We start from the raw sequence: 15,592 nt of genomic DNA, 5'->3' as shown, positions 1-15,592 counted from the left end.
GTTTTTATAACGACCATTAAATTAATTTTAATTCCGTTATTTTTCATGCCCATATGATTAATTTATTTTTCAGAAAACAGCACTGGTGGTTAAATGCGTTTATTTTTATAATGGTTATTCAACAAACCAACAGAGGACCAACGGCAAATGACAACCGATGTCACGAGTTGTGCGAAGAAAAGCCGTGGCCGACCAAAAGTGTTCGACAGGGATGCAGCGCTTGATAAGGCCATGACTCTCTTCTGGCAACATGGGTATGAAGCGACTTCGCTTTCCGATCTGGTAGAAGCCACCGGAGCCAAAGCGCCGACGCTGTATGCGGAATTCACGAATAAAGAGGGGTTGTTCAGGGCGGTACTGGACCGATACATCTCTCGCTTCGCATCGCGATACGAAGCACAGCTGTTTTGTGAAGAGAAAACGGTTGAGCAGGCACTTCATGACTATTTCACCGCCATCGCCACCTGCTTCACCAGCAAAGAGACGCCCGCGGGCTGTTTTATGATTAACACCTCCGCGACGCTTGCGGCCTCCTCGAAAGAGATCGCCAACACGGTGAAATCGCGTCATGCCATGCAGGAGGAGACGCTCAGCACCTTCCTGGCCCAGCGCCAGCAGCGTGGTGAAATTCCGGCGCATTGCCGCCCTCAGGAATTAGCACAATACCTGAGCTGTATTTTACAGGGGATGTCGATTAGCGCCCGAGAAGGGGCGACGCTGGAAAAACTGCAGCATATCACCGAGACCACCCTGCGACTGTGGCCCGAACTGCTTAAAATACAGGGCTAAAAAAAGCTCCTCAGCCTGAGCGCTTGAGGAGCTAAGTTCAGAGAACATCTTTTTTACGCTTTGTTATTCAGTACCAGCTGGCCATTTCCATCCAGCGGAATTTGTGTGCCAGGGTCTCTGTCCATACGGATTTTGCCCTGCTGGTCACCAATTTTGTACGTCACGTCATAACCCAGCATTTTTTCCGACTTGTCATAGACGGTTTTGCAGCGCTGCTGTGTCGTGGTGTACGTATCATTATCCTGCATTGCGCCCTGCACCTGGTTACCGGCATAGCCGCCACCCAGCGCACCGACCACGGTCGCCACATCTTTACCACGGCCGCCACCAAACTGGTGACCAATCACCCCGCCAGCTACCGCGCCCAGCACAGAGCCGGCAATACGGTTTTCATCCTGAACCGGACGACGATGGGTGACAGAGACGTTACGGCACTCCTGACGAGGCGTTTTAACTGTTTCTTTAATGGGGGTTGCAGAAACCACCTGCGCATACTGTGGGCCGCGATTCAGTACGTTGAGACTGGCAACGGCAGCCACACCTAACGCAGCAGCGACGCCAATCCCTATACCCGCCAACATTGATTTATTCACGGGACTTCCTCCTTTGTTGCTATTGGTAACAATTTTGCAATGCAGGCTACGCTTCGCCAATAAGACAAAGGCTCAAAAAAATAGCTTTCAGGAGAGTGACAGGGCGTTTAGGAGAACTCTTAAGCACTCAATCTGTGATGAGCAGCATGATATGCTAAAAAATCCCTCCGGAGGGCCCGGAGGGAGAGAAAAATTAGTGCAGCTTCAGACGTGGACGGATTACGCGGTTGATTCGTCCTACCAGCATCATCAACCCGGTTTTGAAGTAGCCGTGCAGCGCAATCTGGTGCATACGGTACAGGGATATATAGACAAAGCGTGCGATGCGCCCTTCTACCATCATCGAGCCGCGCATCAGGTTCCCCATCAGGCTGCCTACGGTAGAGAAGTTCGACAGCGAAACCAGAGAGCCGTGGTCTTTGTAGACGTAGGCCTTCATTGGCTTGCCTTTGCGCTGTGCCAGAATATTGTGCAGCACCAGGCTTGCCATCTGATGCGCTGCCTGGGCGCGAGGAGGCACGAAACCGCCTTCAGGACGCGCGCATGACGCACAGTCACCAATCGCGAAAATCTCTGGATCGCGCGTGGTTTGCAGCGTCGGCTCGGTCACCAGCTGATTAATACGGTTGGTTTCCAGCCCGCCAATGTCTTTCATGAAATCAGGTGCTTTGATACCCGCCGCCCAGACCATCAGATCCGCTTTGATGTACTCGCCATCTTTGGTGTGCAGGCCACCTTCGTCTGCGCTGGTCACCATCGTCTGGGTGAGAACACGTACGCCCAGTTTGGTCAGTTCGTTATGCGCCGCGCCAGAAATACGTGGAGGCAGCGCAGGCAGAATACGCTCACCTGCCTCAACCAGCGTTACGTTCAGCGCTTCATTGGTTAACCCTTTATACCCGTAGCTGTGCAGCTGTTTTACCGCATTGTGCAGCTCAGCGGAGAGCTCAACGCCCGTTGCGCCACCGCCTACAATGGCGATATTCACCTTGCCATTCGCACCCATGTTATTGGTGTACTTCAGGAACAGGTTCAGCATTTCCTGGTGGAAACGACGCGCCTGGTGCGGGTTATCCAGGAAAATGCAGTGCTCTTTCACACCCGGGGTGTTGAAATCGTTGGAGGTACTGCCCAGCGCCATCACCAGTGTGTCATAGGCAAGCTTGCGCTCCGGGACCAGCAACTCCCCTTTTTCGTCACGCAGCTCGGCCAGGGTAATGGTTTTGTTCTCACGGTTGATATCCACCACGGAACCCAGCTGGAACTGGAAATGGTGGTTACGTGCGTGCGCCAGATAGCTCAGCGCGTCCACGCCCTCATCCAGTGAACCGGTCGCCACTTCGTGCAGCAACGGTTTCCACAGGTGGCTGTGGTTACGATCCACCAGCGTGATTTTGGCTTTTTTGCCGCGACCCAGCTTCTTACCCAACTGTGTCGCCAGCTCCAGCCCGCCAGCACCACCGCCTACAATCACTATCTTTTTCAATGGCGTAGTCAACGTGACCCCCTCAAATTATTAACCAATTGTTAATTAAAAGTTATAAAAATAACCCTTAATTAACAACAGGTTACAGCACTGAAACCATTCAGGTGCATTGAGAATACCACGTCAGGCGCATTGGTCATACCAAAATTGATGTGCATCAAGTTTTGGTGGCTTAAAAGTAGACAATTCTGCAGAAAAAGAAAGCCCGGCACGCTTTCGCGGCCGGGCCCGGGAGATCTTATGCAGTATCTTAGCCCAGTGTTTTGAAGGCTTTGATGCGCTGCAGATGCGGGGAGATGTTCTTGAACTTGTGGGTCTGTTCTTCGTCCCAGACAATTTCATAGAAGTGATGCAACAGCTCAGCCGCACGGTGGCTGTTGAGCGCCTCATCATTACGCGAAAGGATCACCAGACAGCGGTCGCGGTTCTTTTCACGGAAATTGCTGACGCACTTGGTGGCAATATCGACATACTCTTCTGGGCGGTCAATCTTGCCTTCCATGTTCTCGTTCGGGAACAGGTTAGGATTGAATACCACCTGGCGAATATCGCACAGGAATCCAATCCGCTCCGCCCAGTAGCCACCCAGCCCCACGCCGCAAATCAGCGGGCGATCGTCGATGTTGAGCTGCAGCATCTTGTCCACTTCTTTGAGCAGATGCTGCATGTCATGTTTCGGATGGCGCGTGCTGTAGCTGATCAGCCGTACATCCGGATCGATAAACTGCAGTTGCAGTACCTTCTCATGATTACCAGGACTGTTTGAGTCAAAACCGTGTAAATAGATGATCATCGTCTTCTCACCACGCTACGCCTTCCGGGAGGATTTACAGGCTGGCTTTATGTGCCTGCCAGCGCTCATTCAGTGCTTCAAGCCGGGCGTTAACCGCTTTCCAGCGTGCCGAATCCATCAGCTCCTGACGGCTAAATGAACCTTTATGATACAAATGTGTAACACGCTCTGCATTGATCGGCGACAGGTTATCCAGCACGCTGACTGCGCCTTTACGATTATTGCAGACGAGGATCATATCGCAACCTGCGTCGAGCGACGCCTGCCCACGCTCCGCGTAGCTGCCCATGATCGCCGCCCCTTCCATCGACAAATCGTCGGAGAAGATCACGCCGTTGAAACCGAGCTCCTGACGCAGCACGTTTTTTAACCAGTGCGGAGAACCGCTCGCCGGGCGTGGGTCGACGTCACTGTAAATCACATGCGCAGGCATAATGGCATCCAGCTTGTTATCGCTAATCAGCGAGCGGAACACCGACATATCTTTGGCACGAATTTCCGCCTCCGGGCGCGGATCACGCGGAGTCTCTTTATGCGAATCCGCCGTCACGGCGCCGTGCCCCGGGAAGTGTTTACCGGTGGTTTTCATTCCTGCATCGTGCATGCCGTCGATAAAGCGGGTGGCCATCTCCAGCGCAATACGGGGATCGCTATGGTAAGAGCGCTCGCCAATTGCCGCACTGATATGCCCTACGTCCAGCACCGGGGCAAAACTGATGTCGATATCCATGGCAATCATCTCGCTGGCCATCAGCCAGCCGGCCTCCTGGGCCAGATTCCCGCCCTCTTCGGTGCCGAGCAGCGCCGCGAAAGACTGGGCCGCGGGCAGACGGGTGAAGCCCTCACGGAAACGCTGCACGCGCCCGCCTTCCTGATCGACGGCCACGACCAGATGATTACGCGACGCCGCGCGGATCTGGCGAACCAGCTCACGCAACTGCGCCGGATCGTGATAGTTGCGGGTAAACAGGATGAGCCCCCCCACCAGCGGGTGCGCCAGAATTTCACGCTCCTCCGCATCCAGTTCAAACCCTTCTACATCCAACATGACTGGACCCACAGCAACCTCTCTTATCCTTTAATGTGTAACTGACGCCAGGCATCATCTGCCAGCGCCATAAATTGTTTCTCGCCGGACTGCTGAAAACGCATTTCAAACCAGCCCGCCATCAGCATGACGACCCAGGGTCGCCAGCGTCTGACCTGACGCGCCAGCTGTCCCGCGTCCAGATGCGCAATGCGGGCGTAATCGCCGATCAGTCTTTGGCGTGCTTTATCATCTTCCACCCAGACGGCCGCCAGCTCCAGTGCCACATCCCCATCACCGGCATACTCCCAGTCGATAAGCCTGATGCCGGTGGACGTATGCACAATATTTCCGGCATGAACATCCATGTGCAATGGCGACAGCCGAAGCGGCTGAGGCTCTCCCGCAGTGCGTAACCGTTTAAGCTGCGCAAGCCACCGTGGGGTACGTCTGTCCGGTGAGGCTCGCTGCCAGTACTGTTCAAGCAAAGGGAGCAGCGTGACTCGCCACCCCAGACACGGCTGATGGTGCAATTGACAGAGCGTCGTCGCAAGCGTTGCGCTGTCGGGCAGCGTATGCCGGATCTCCCCTTCCAGATACTCTACCGCCATCCAGCCCTGTCTGAAAAAGCGCGGGGCTGGCACGAGATCCGCCGGTAGACGCTTCAGGGCACGAAACTGACGGCGAAAATGGGAAACGGGGGCTAAGGGATCGTGGTGATGACGCAACACCAGACGCTGCTCGCCCTGTTCCAGAATGCAACTCGCGCCGCCAAGCCCGGAGTGGGCCTGCGGCGCGATAAGACGATACTGCGGAAAATAACGCGTGAGGATCGCTTCACGCGTGCAGTCAGAGTTGCGTAACCGCACCTTTACCTGACCAGATAATCTCGCCTGTCTGGACCAGCATCAGCTGCATCTGCAGGGCTGGCGTATTCACGTTACCGGTGGCATTAGAGTACAGCACATACTGCGCACCAACGTTACGGGCAATCCCCATCGCCTTACTGCGCGTACCGAGGCTGTCCTGTGGCGACAGACCAAGCTGCTGTTTGGCTACTGCCAGCTGCTGTGCGGAAACCAGCGTAAATTTACCGTTATTGGCCAGTGCATTGCGCAGGGTTTCTGTCGCTTCCCCGGCATTGAGTGAACCGTTAGTCCGGTTATTTACGCTATCCACCAGCAGTACGCTGCCTGCCGTCACGCCCTGCGCCTGCAGCATTTTGCCCACCATCGGCTGCATCGCACCGTTCCAGTCATAATGACGCACGCGCGGCGTTGGCTGGGAGGTCTGGTCCGGATGTTCAATCGGGCCAGGCTGCGACGGGATCGTCGGTACAGACGGCACGGTTGGCTGCGGTTGCGTTGGCTGTGTCGGCTGCTCCGTACCCGGTTTTGCCTCGTCCACCGGCGCAGGCTGTTCGGTTCGCGTCACACATCCTGCAAGGAACAGTGCAAAAGCTGTCACGAGCGCATAACGGCTCATATTTTTAATCAAGGTTCACCTCTTACAGATAAAGATAAAGTCTCACCTTATGCGCACCCAGATAGTTGGCGCTACCATAGAGCGTTACCGACGATCCTGCCGGAATGGTCACGCTGCGCGGCGCTTCCAGCGGGTGCATTTCAAGACCCCGTACGTCATACCAGAAGAAACGGTAGTGCACCGTCACCGGTTCGTGTCTTTCGTTAAAGAGCGTAGAGGACGCAGAAGATTTAATTTCACTGATGGTCAACGTAGGTTGTTCTGCGGTGATGCCCGCGGCAAGTACCGAGGACTCCATCACCAGCGTCTGTTCATCACTGACGGGAATGGCCGGGCGCGTGCTGCATCCCACCATTACCAATGTCATTGCCAGCGCTGCAATACGCCCTTTTAACATGTCAAAGACCTTTATGTGACAGCATCGGTCCCAGAGGACGCCCACCCAGAAGATGCATATGAATATGATAAACTTCCTGACCACCATGGCGATTACAGTTCATGATCAAACGGTAACCGTCTTCAGCAATCCCCTCCTGCTCGGCGATTTTCGCGGCTACCGTCAGCATACGGCCTAACGCCACTTCATGCTCGGCTTTTACGTCATTGACGGTGGGAATCAGAATATTTGGAATGATAAGGATATGAGTCGGAGCCTGAGGAGAAATATCTCTGAAAGCCGTCACCAGCTCATCCTGATAAACGATATCCGAAGGGATTTCGCGGCGGATAATTTTACTGAAAATGGTTTCTTCAGCCATGACCTGTTCCTTTGTAGTTTAATCTGGCGTGGTGCGTCCGCTATTAACACAATCTCTGCATGAGTGTGTGGCACAATGGAAGAGTATGAGCGACTTTCTCCTGTCCTTTCAACCTTCTCCCCGGATTTCTTTCCTGAAAGCGTTTCAGCTGACTGAAGAGTAACCGCTCTCGACGCTTCCCCACCTGAAACATAATTTCATTTCCTTTTGACACATCTGTTTACAGTGCTAATCACAATGCGTATATTTCGCATTTGCATTTTCATGCGCATTTTTAACATAGAAAACGACGTCAGCCCATTCTCACGGGACTGTCGCACTCACCTTTCACCATTCAGTAAGGGTTTGATGATGTCTTTCATTTATCACACCAGGGATGGGCAACCGCAGCCAGCCGTCACGCCTTCGTTGCTGGCTGCCTGTATTGCTATGGCATTGATGCCAGCCGTCAGTTTCGCCGCCTCAGCGACCGAAGATACCGTGGTTGTTGAGGGCGGTTTTGATAACGCACAGGACCCGTCCGGCAGTCAGGATACGGACTACAGCGTTAAGACCACCACCACGGGGACGAAACTGTTACTGGTTCCCCGCGATATTCCGCAGTCCGTCAGCGTCATTAGCCAGCAGCGTATGGCAGATCAGAATCTGCAATCCCTCGGCCAGGTGTTAACTAACACCACCGGCGTCACCGCGCAGGTACAGGACAGCGACCGGACGGTATTTTACTCGCGCGGCTTCTTTGTCAGTAACTATGCGTATGATGACCTGCCAACCTCCATCAGCGAAGTATGGAACTTTGGCGACACCGCCGCCGATACCGCCATTTACGATCGTATTGAAGTGGTACGCGGCGCAACCGGCCTGATGTCCGGCACGGGAAATCCCGCCGCCTACGTCAACATGGTACGTAAGCATGCAGACAGCAATGAATTTAAAGGCAATGTCTCCGCCAGTTACGGTAGCTGGGACAAACAACGCTACGTGCTGGATCTGCAGGCTCCGCTGGTAGAGTCGGGTAATGTGCGCGGTCGTCTTATTACGGGTTATCAGGACAACGACAGTTTTGTTGATAACTACCACTACCGCAAAAAGTTCCTCTATGGCGTGGTCGATGCGGACGTGACTGACAGCACCACCCTGTCTGTGGGCTATGAATATCAGGAAAGCGATACCGATAACCCAACCTGGGGCGGCCTGCCAACCTGGTACAGCGATGGCAGCAAAACCCATTACAACCGCAGCCAGACCGTTGCACCAGACTGGGCTTATTCAGATAAAGACAACACCCGTATTTTCGCCAACCTCACCCAACGCTTCGACAACGGCTGGGAAGCCCACATCAACGGCATGCATGCCGACACCAACTTTGACAGCAAACTGATGTATATGTCCGGCTACCCGGATAAAGAGACCGGTGCGGGTATGGTCGGATATGGCGGCTGGAACCGCGGTGAACGTAAGCAGGATGCGGTGGATGCCTTCCTGCGCGGCGGTTTCGATCTTTTCGGTCGCCAGCATGAGATGATGTTTGGCGGTAGCTTCAGCCGCCAGCGTAACCACTATGACAACACCATGCCGGACGCGCTGTACGGCATGGTTGACGTGGGTAACTTCAAAAACTGGAACGGGAATATCGCCGATCCGCAGTGGACCCCCTGGAAGCTTTACAGTCAGGATGATATCCGCCAGTCTTCAGCCTATACCTCAGCCCGCTTCTCGCTTGCCGATCCGCTATCTCTGATCCTCGGTGCGCGTTATACCCATTACAACATTCGCTATAACCCGGCGGGCTCCCCGGACACCCGCCTGGAAAGCAGTAAGGACGATGTAACGCCATATGCGGGCCTTGTTTATGATATCAATGAAGACTGGTCAACCTACGTCAGTTATACCTCCATCTTCCAGCCTCAGGACAAACGTGACGCCAGCGGCCGCTACCTGGACCCGACAACGGGGAAAAGCTATGAAGCCGGGGTGAAAGCAGACTGGTTTAGTACGCGCCTGACCACCTCGCTCGCCCTCTTCCGCATTGAGCAGGATAATGTGGCGAATAATACCTACACCTACATGCCCAGCGGCGAGTCAATTTATGAATCTCTGGATGGGGTCGTCAGTAAAGGGATCGAGTTCGAGCTAAACGGCGCCCTGACCGATAACTGGCAGCTGACCTTCGGCGCAACCCGCTACATTGCTGAAGACAAGCGCGGCAACGCGGTAAGTTCCGATCAGCCTCGTACCACAATGAAGCTCTTTACCCGTTATCAACTGCCCATGCTACCTGCACTGGCAGTGGGCGGCGGGGTGAACTGGCAGAATAAAGTCTGGAACGATGTAGATGGCGGCCCGGCAGGCCGATCACGGGCAGAACAAGGCAGCTACGCGCTGGTTAACCTGTTCAGCCGGTATCAGGTTACTAAAGATTTTGCTGTCCAGGCTAACATCAACAACCTGTTCGACAAAGAGTATTACGACTACGTCGGCTCTTATGTGGTATATGGCGCGCCGCTGAACGTCTCTGTAAGCGCGAGCTACGACTTCTGAGTGTTCAGCCGCTACCCGGCATAACAAAACTGCAGGCATAAAAAAGGCAGCCATTCGGCTGCCTTAGTCTCCCCAGGTCACAGCTTAGCTGTTGCGGATGTATTCATCCATTTCGGTTTTCAGGTTATCGGATTTGGTACCGAAGATAGCCTGAACACCAGAACCTGCAACAACCACACCCGCTGCGCCCAGTTTTTTCAGACCCGGCTGGTCTACTTTCGCAACATCGGCAACGCTCACACGCAGACGAGTGATACACGCGTCCAGGTTAGTGATGTTCTCTTTACCGCCGAATGCTGCAACCAGTGCCGGAGCCATTTCGCTGGTCGCGCCTGCTTTGTTGTCTTCTGATGCATCTTCACGACCTGGCGTTTTCAGGTCCAGTGCTTTGATCAGCACGCGGAAGATGGTGTAGTAAACAACGGCGTAGCACGCACCCACGATTGGGAACAGCCACAGTTTGCTGCTGTTACCGGACAGAACGATGAAGTCGATCAGGCCGTGTGAGAAGGACGTACCGTCACGCATACCCAGCAGGATACAGATTGGGAACGCCAGACCCGCCAGAATCGCGTGGATAACGTACAGGATCGGCGCAACGAACATGAAGGAGAACTCGATCGGCTCGGTGATACCGGTCAGGAACGAGGTCAGCGCTGCGGAGATCATGATACCGCCCACTTTTGCACGGTTCTCTGGTTTAGCAGAGTGCCAGATTGCAATTGCCGCGGCTGGCAGACCATACATTTTGAACAGGAAGCCACCAGACAGTTTACCTGCAGTTGGGTCACCCGCCATGTAACGTGGGATATCACCGTGGAATACCTGACCCGCTGCGTTGGTGAATTCACCAATCTGCATCTGGAATGGAACGTTCCAGATGTGGTGCAGACCAAATGGCACCAGGCAACGCTCGATGAAGCCGTAGATACCGAACGCCACAACCGGGTTCTGATAAGCAGCCCACTGAGAGAAGGTCTGGATTGCCGTACCGATTGGTGGCCAGATGAAGGACAGGATCACACCCGTGAAAATCGCTGCCAGACCAGAGATGATCGGAACGAAACGCTTGCCCGCGAAGAAGCCCAGATACTCAGGCAGCTTGATGCGATAGAAGCGGTTAAACATGTACGCTGCAATCGCACCGGAGATGATACCGCCCAGAACACCGGTATCCGCCAGGTGTTTCGCTGCGATCTCTTCAGCAGGTAAATGCAGAACCAGCGGTGCAACCACAGCCATGGTTTTCACCATGATGCCGTAGGCAACCACAGAAGCCAGCGCAGAAACGCCGTCGTTATTGGTGAAGCCCAGAGCAACACCGATAGCGAAGATCAGCGGCATGTTAGCAAAGACAGAACCGCCTGCTTCGGCCATTACGTGGGACACTACGGCTGGCAGCCAGCTGAAGTTTGCAGAACCGACACCCAGCAGGATACCTGCGATAGGCAGTACGGATACTGGCAGCATCAGCGATTTACCGACCTTTTGCAGGTTAGCAAATGCATTCTTAAACATAATTGAGAGTGCTCCTGAGTATTTGTGCTTTTTTTACGCTTTCACGCATTGGCCCGGGGGGAGTACCGTGCCGTGGACAGGACATCTAAGCGCCCTTTATTTATTACACAGAGTAAAATAATTCCCTCTGAGTTTGTTTGACGGCTATCACGTTTCAGCTTAAGACGGTCGAAAAACTTTCAGTTATTTACAAAAAGCATTTCTGGATGTGTCTAAAAACACCATCACCGCCCCAAATGAGGCGGTGAACTTTACTCGTTTTAACTATTAATTACGAGCCTAAAAAAAACAGGTGTATCAAACAGATTGCAGGCGGGCGGGGTCAATATGGAACAGTGTAGAGAAGTTTTCCGTGGTGACGCGGGCCAGCTCTTCGATACTGACGCCCTTCAGAACGGCCATGTATTCAGCCACGTCTCTCGTCATTGCTGGCTGGTTTTCTTTACCGCGATGCGGTACCGGAGCCAGATAAGGAGAGTCTGTTTCCACCAGAATACGATCGAGCGGAACATAACGCGCAGCATCGCGAAGCTGCTCAGCGTTACGGAACGTCACGATCCCGGAAAACGAGATATAAAACCCTAAATCAAGCAGTTTTCCCGCCGTTTCTCTGTCTTCTGTGAAACAGTGTAGTACGCCACCGCAATCCGTCACGTTTTCTTCCCTGAGGATCGCCAGGGTATCGGCGCGGGCATCGCGGGTATGAACGATAACCGGTTTGTTAAGCTCACGGCCAATGCGAATGTGATGGCGGAAGGACTCCTGCTGACGCGCCATGGTCTCCGGCGTGTAGTAATAGTCCAGCCCGGTTTCCCCCATCGCTACCACGCCCTCTTCGGCCGCCAGACGACGTAACTCCTCGACGTCGTATGCTTCATCCTGATTGAGCGGATGCACGCCACAGGAAAAGACAACATTAGGGCGAACGCCCACCAGCTCACGCATGGTGCGATAACCCGGCAGCGTGGTAGCCACCGCAAGGCAAAATTTCACATCGCGGGCGGCGGCTTTAGCCAGCACGTCGTCCACGTCTTTATGCAGGGATTGATAATCCAGGCCATCGAGATGGCAGTGTGAGTCGACTAAAAACATAATGTCTCTCTCAGAGATGGGAAACAGGCGGAGTAACGCCTGGTTGCAGGTAATGTTCGATACGCAGTAACTGGTCGGTCAGTACAAGCTCGCGATTAAGACCGGTTACCGTTAAAAGTTGTTCGCGGCTCTGGCAAGTATCGTGCAGGATCGCACGCAACGTGGCGCCTGGCAGACGATTCGCCAGCGTGTTTACCAGTGGCCAGACATCGGGATTGGTCAGCAGCGTGGCCCCCTGCTGGATCTTGAGGGCATCCAGAAGTAAGGCAGCCAGCCAGTGCAGACGCTCGGCAGCCTGATCGCTGTTAAGTGCAGGCAGTACGCTCAACCAGTCACCGCTCTCCAGCGCAGAGGCAACGGCGCGGCAAAGCGCTTCTCGTTGCGACCAGACGTCCGCCTGCAGCAGAGCCAGCGCCGCGGCAGGTGCGCCGCTGCTGAGGCGCAATGCGGACAACGCGCTATCCTGTGACGTTGTCACCTCACGCTCCAGCCAGCTCAGCGCCCACGATTCCTGGGGAGTCGCAAGGTGATGAAGCCGACACCGACTGCGTAACGTCGCCAGTAATCGACCCGGATCGCGGCATGACAGGAAGAACCACGTTTTTTCCGGTGGCTCCTCCAGCGTCTTAAGCAGCGCGTTTGCCGCCGCCTCGGTAAGCAACGCCGCGTCTTTCAGCCAGACGACTTTTGCGCCACCCAGTCGTGCGTGCTCGTATAATTTTTCACTGACTTCACGCACGGCATCGATACCGAGCGCACTTTTGCCCTTCTCAGGCTCCAGCGTGTAATAGTCAGGATGCGTGCCCGCCTGCATCAGCTGGCAGCCGCGGCATTTACCGCAGCTTTTGTGACCTTCTGGCTGCTGGCACATCAGAAAACGGGTGATGGCGTAGATCAATGCATCTTCACCCATGCCCGGCAATGCCTGAATCAGTAACGCATGATGCCCCCGTCCGGCCTGATAGCTGGCGATCAGCTGTTCAAAGTGCGGGCGCAACCATGGGTACCATTTCATGCCTGTTGCTCCTGTAGCCAGTGTTTGACAGTTTCCTCAATGGAACGGGTCACCTCTTCCAGGGACTGCGTCGCATCAATGGTGCGAATGGAACTGTCCTGACTGGCGAGTTCAAGATAACGCGCGCGGGTGCGATTAAAGAAGTCGAGCGACTCTTGCTCAATGCGATCCAGCTCGCCGCGCGCGCGCGCGCGCTTCAGGCCCACTTCCGGCGTTACATCCAGATACAGCGTCAGATCGGGGCGGAAATCCCCTAATACTGCATCACGCAACGTTGCCAGCATTGTCTGGTCAATTCCGCGTCCCCCACCCTGATACGCCTGAGTCGACAGATCGTGACGGTCGCCAATGACCCACTTGCCAGCGGCCAGAGCCGGTTTGATGACCGTCTCCACCAGCTGCACGCGAGCGGCATAGAACATCAGCACTTCGGCTTTGTCAGTGATAACTTCATCGCCCACGGATTTGATATCCAGCACCAGGCTGCGCAGCTTTTCAGCCAGCTGCGTACCGCCGGGTTCACGGGTAAACACCATGTCCGCAACGCCGAGCGTTTTCAGCGTTTCGATTACCACGTTGCGGGCTGTGGTTTTACCGGCTCCTTCGAGTCCCTCAATGACAATGTATTTACTGCGCATTTTTTTCCTTAAGTGCCTTCAGATAATCCTGAACGGAGCGATTATGGCTGGCAAGGTTGGTGTTAAAGGTATGCCCCCCTTTTCCATCAGCCACAAAGTAGAGATACGGTGTTTTTGCCGGATGCGCGGCCGCCTTAAGCGAGGCTTCGCTCGGCGTGGCAATCGGGCCTGGCGGCAGGCCGCTAATAACGTAGGTATTATACGCCGTCGGCGTCTCCAGATCTTTTCGTGAAATCTTGCCGCTGTAGCTCTCACCCATTCCGTAAATCACAGTAGGGTCAGTTTGCAGACGCATGCCAATGCGCAGTCGGTTGATAAAGACCGACGCCACCTGGTCGCGCTCTGAAGCCACCGCGGTCTCTTTCTCAATAATTGAGGCCATGGTGACAAACTGGTTTTGATCTTTATACGGCAGGCCATCGGCGCGCCCTTCCCACGCAGACTCCACCGCCGCGACCATTTTTTTGTGCGCACGCTTCAGGATCGCCACATCGGTTGTTCCGGCTGTATACATCCAGGTGTCCGGCCAGAACCAGCCTTCAACCCACTCGGGATGTTCAAATTCAAGTACCGCGGCAACCGTCTGGTAACTGTCGTCTTTCAGCGTGTGTTTAATATACGGCGCATCACGCAGCTGTTTGAGGTAATCGCTAAGGCGCATCCCTTCAACAAACCGCAGCGGGAACTGCGCTTCTTTGCCGCTTTCCAGCAACTGCAGCATCTCTCTGACGGTCATCCCGGGCGTGAAACGATAGGTGCCAGCTTTAAAATGAGACAGCTCAGGTTCCACACGCAATAACCACTGGAACACGCGTGGACGATTAATGATTTTATCGCCATAAAGCTGTTCACCGAGCGCCAGTCGCCCGGTTCCCGCTTTCAGGGTAAAGATCGTTTCGTCCTTAATCAGGATCTTACTGTCCGCCAGCTGGCGAACTTTCCACATTCCCGCGCCGCCAGCGATACCCAGCGCAACGATTAGAAGGAGGACAAAGCGCAACATTTTCTTCATGACTATCTGGTTTGCTCACATATCGGGGCTAAAAAAGAGAACAGCTCGCGCGATGGCAAGCAAATTTGACCATAAGCGCGGACAGGTATGACCGGCATCAGCGCGTTGCAAATAACGATTTCATCTGCTGCCTGCAACGCCTCTTCGCGTGCGTTAACTTCGACAACGTGAAAGTCAGAGCGTGCCAGCTGCTGCAAACAAAACTGACGCATAATACCGTTGACTCCCGCCTGTTCCAGCGAAGGCGTGAAAACAGTGTTGCCCTGCCTCCAGAATAAATTAGCCGCACAGCATTCCGTAATGAACCCTTCGCTGTCAAGAACCAGCGCTTCATCGGCTGCCGTCTGCTCAAGATGAGTACGGATTAGCACCTGCTCAAGACGATTGAGATGTTTTATCCCGGCAAGCATGGGGTTTCTTCCCAGACGTACCGGGCTGAGCGTCAGGGTAACGCCCTCTTCACGCCAGCGCGGATACTGGGCAGGATACGCAGAAACCGACAGGATCCGGGTGGGATGTTGGCAACTGACACCGCTATAACCCCGTCCACCGCTGCCGCGGCTGATAATGACCTTGAGTACCCCACTGGGCTTTCCGGACGCAAGCTGGCGCATTTCCTGGCGCAACGTGTCCCATTGCGTAAAGGGGATCAGTAACGTTTTGCAGGCCGTTTGCAGACGACGTATATGCGCATCCAGCAGACACACGTCGCCATCCGCAATGCGCGCCGTGGTAAAGCAGCCATCACCAAACTGAGTCGCCCTGTCGCTTGCAGGCAGAGATTCTTGCTCAAGGCCATTGATTAAAAACATGGTGGCTCCTTATGCGTGGGCGTTTAGTCTGGC

16 protein-coding genes are annotated in these 15,592 nt (G+C 54.4%); 2 read left to right on the top strand and 14 right to left on the bottom strand.

The features are described from left to right. The first annotated feature begins 147 nt into the window (after window positions 1-147). The gene (locus tag APU11_RS26205) at window positions 148-789 is read left to right on the top strand and encodes a TetR/AcrR family transcriptional regulator (protein ID WP_013097103.1); all 642 of its coding nucleotides are present in this window, start codon (window positions 148-150) and stop codon (window positions 787-789) included. A 53-nt stretch (window positions 790-842) separates the two neighbouring features. Here APU11_RS26205 and APU11_RS26200 read toward each other — a convergent pair whose 3' ends face one another. The 8 genes from APU11_RS26200 to hinT form a co-directional block, all read right to left on the bottom strand. Then, window positions 843-1,382 (bottom strand): glycine zipper 2TM domain-containing protein, encoded by a 540-nt coding sequence (locus APU11_RS26200; RefSeq protein ID WP_013097104.1) that lies wholly within the window; start codon window positions 1,380-1,382, stop codon window positions 843-845. 193 nt (window positions 1,383-1,575) lie between these two features. Then, window positions 1,576-2,880: an NAD(P)/FAD-dependent oxidoreductase gene (locus tag APU11_RS26195; protein ID WP_038419114.1), complete on the bottom strand. Its 1,305-nt coding sequence runs from the start codon at window positions 2,878-2,880 to the stop codon at window positions 1,576-1,578. A 238-nt stretch (window positions 2,881-3,118) separates the two neighbouring features. Next, window positions 3,119-3,661 (bottom strand): alpha/beta hydrolase YcfP, encoded by a 543-nt coding sequence (gene ycfP, locus APU11_RS26190; RefSeq protein ID WP_020689592.1) that lies wholly within the window; start codon window positions 3,659-3,661, stop codon window positions 3,119-3,121. 34 nt (window positions 3,662-3,695) lie between these two features. Continuing rightward, a complete protein-coding gene (nagZ, locus tag APU11_RS26185) occupies window positions 3,696-4,721 on the bottom strand; it encodes a beta-N-acetylhexosaminidase (protein ID WP_038979819.1) in 1,026 nt (341 codons plus the stop codon). Between the two features lie 11 nt (window positions 4,722-4,732). After that, window positions 4,733-5,557: a thiamine kinase gene (thiK, locus tag APU11_RS26180; RefSeq protein ID WP_058651567.1), complete on the bottom strand. Its 825-nt coding sequence runs from the start codon at window positions 5,555-5,557 to the stop codon at window positions 4,733-4,735. Further along, window positions 5,538-6,185, bottom strand: coding sequence for a penicillin-binding protein activator LpoB (gene lpoB / locus APU11_RS26175; protein ID WP_013097109.1), 648 nt, complete (start codon window positions 6,183-6,185; stop codon window positions 5,538-5,540). Before lpoB ends, thiK begins: the two co-directional genes overlap by 20 nt. A 10-nt stretch (window positions 6,186-6,195) precedes the next feature. Then, complete coding sequence (locus tag APU11_RS26170) at window positions 6,196-6,570, bottom strand: YcfL family protein (RefSeq protein ID WP_023621894.1); 375 nt, start codon at window positions 6,568-6,570, stop codon at window positions 6,196-6,198. A 1-nt stretch (window position 6,571) separates the two neighbouring features. Beyond that, window positions 6,572-6,931 (bottom strand): purine nucleoside phosphoramidase, encoded by a 360-nt coding sequence (gene hinT, locus APU11_RS26165; protein ID WP_013097111.1) that lies wholly within the window; start codon window positions 6,929-6,931, stop codon window positions 6,572-6,574. A gap of 351 nt (window positions 6,932-7,282) precedes the next feature. Here hinT and fhuE point away from each other — a divergent pair, with 351 nt between their 5' ends. Further along, window positions 7,283-9,472 (top strand): ferric-rhodotorulic acid/ferric-coprogen receptor FhuE, encoded by a 2,190-nt coding sequence (gene fhuE / locus APU11_RS26160; protein WP_058651568.1) that lies wholly within the window; start codon window positions 7,283-7,285, stop codon window positions 9,470-9,472. 84 nt (window positions 9,473-9,556) lie between these two features. Here the strand turns inward: fhuE and ptsG are convergent, their stop codons facing one another. The 6 genes from ptsG to pabC form a co-directional block, all read right to left on the bottom strand. Next, window positions 9,557-10,990 carry a PTS glucose transporter subunit IIBC gene (ptsG, locus tag APU11_RS26155; RefSeq protein WP_029881962.1) on the bottom strand — a complete coding sequence of 478 codons (1,434 nt, stop codon included), beginning with the start codon at window positions 10,988-10,990 and terminating at the stop codon, window positions 9,557-9,559. Window positions 10,991-11,287: 297 nt separating this feature from the next. Next, on the bottom strand, window positions 11,288-12,082 hold the full coding sequence (locus APU11_RS26150; protein WP_020689599.1) for a metal-dependent hydrolase: 795 nt from the start codon (window positions 12,080-12,082) through the stop codon (window positions 11,288-11,290). 10 nt (window positions 12,083-12,092) lie between these two features. Continuing rightward, the gene (gene holB / locus APU11_RS26145; protein ID WP_023621897.1) at window positions 12,093-13,097 is read right to left on the bottom strand and encodes a DNA polymerase III subunit delta'; all 1,005 of its coding nucleotides are present in this window, start codon (window positions 13,095-13,097) and stop codon (window positions 12,093-12,095) included. Beyond that, complete coding sequence (tmk, locus tag APU11_RS26140) at window positions 13,094-13,735, bottom strand: dTMP kinase (RefSeq protein ID WP_013097116.1); 642 nt, start codon at window positions 13,733-13,735, stop codon at window positions 13,094-13,096. Before tmk ends, holB begins: the two co-directional genes overlap by 4 nt. Further along, the gene (gene yceG / locus APU11_RS26135) at window positions 13,725-14,747 is read right to left on the bottom strand and encodes a cell division protein YceG (RefSeq protein ID WP_023621898.1); all 1,023 of its coding nucleotides are present in this window, start codon (window positions 14,745-14,747) and stop codon (window positions 13,725-13,727) included. Before yceG ends, tmk begins: the two co-directional genes overlap by 11 nt. A 2-nt stretch (window positions 14,748-14,749) precedes the next feature. Then, entirely contained in the window at window positions 14,750-15,559 is an 810-nt protein-coding gene (gene pabC, locus APU11_RS26130; protein ID WP_029881960.1) for an aminodeoxychorismate lyase, read from the bottom strand. Window positions 15,560-15,592: the final 33 nt, after the last annotated feature.

This window comes from Enterobacter sp. 50793107, from assembly GCF_001463365.1.
Classification (GTDB): domain Bacteria; phylum Pseudomonadota; class Gammaproteobacteria; order Enterobacterales; family Enterobacteriaceae; genus Enterobacter; species Enterobacter cloacae.
Note: the sequence above shows the minus strand (reverse complement) of the source record. Positions and strands in the feature narration are given on the sequence as shown.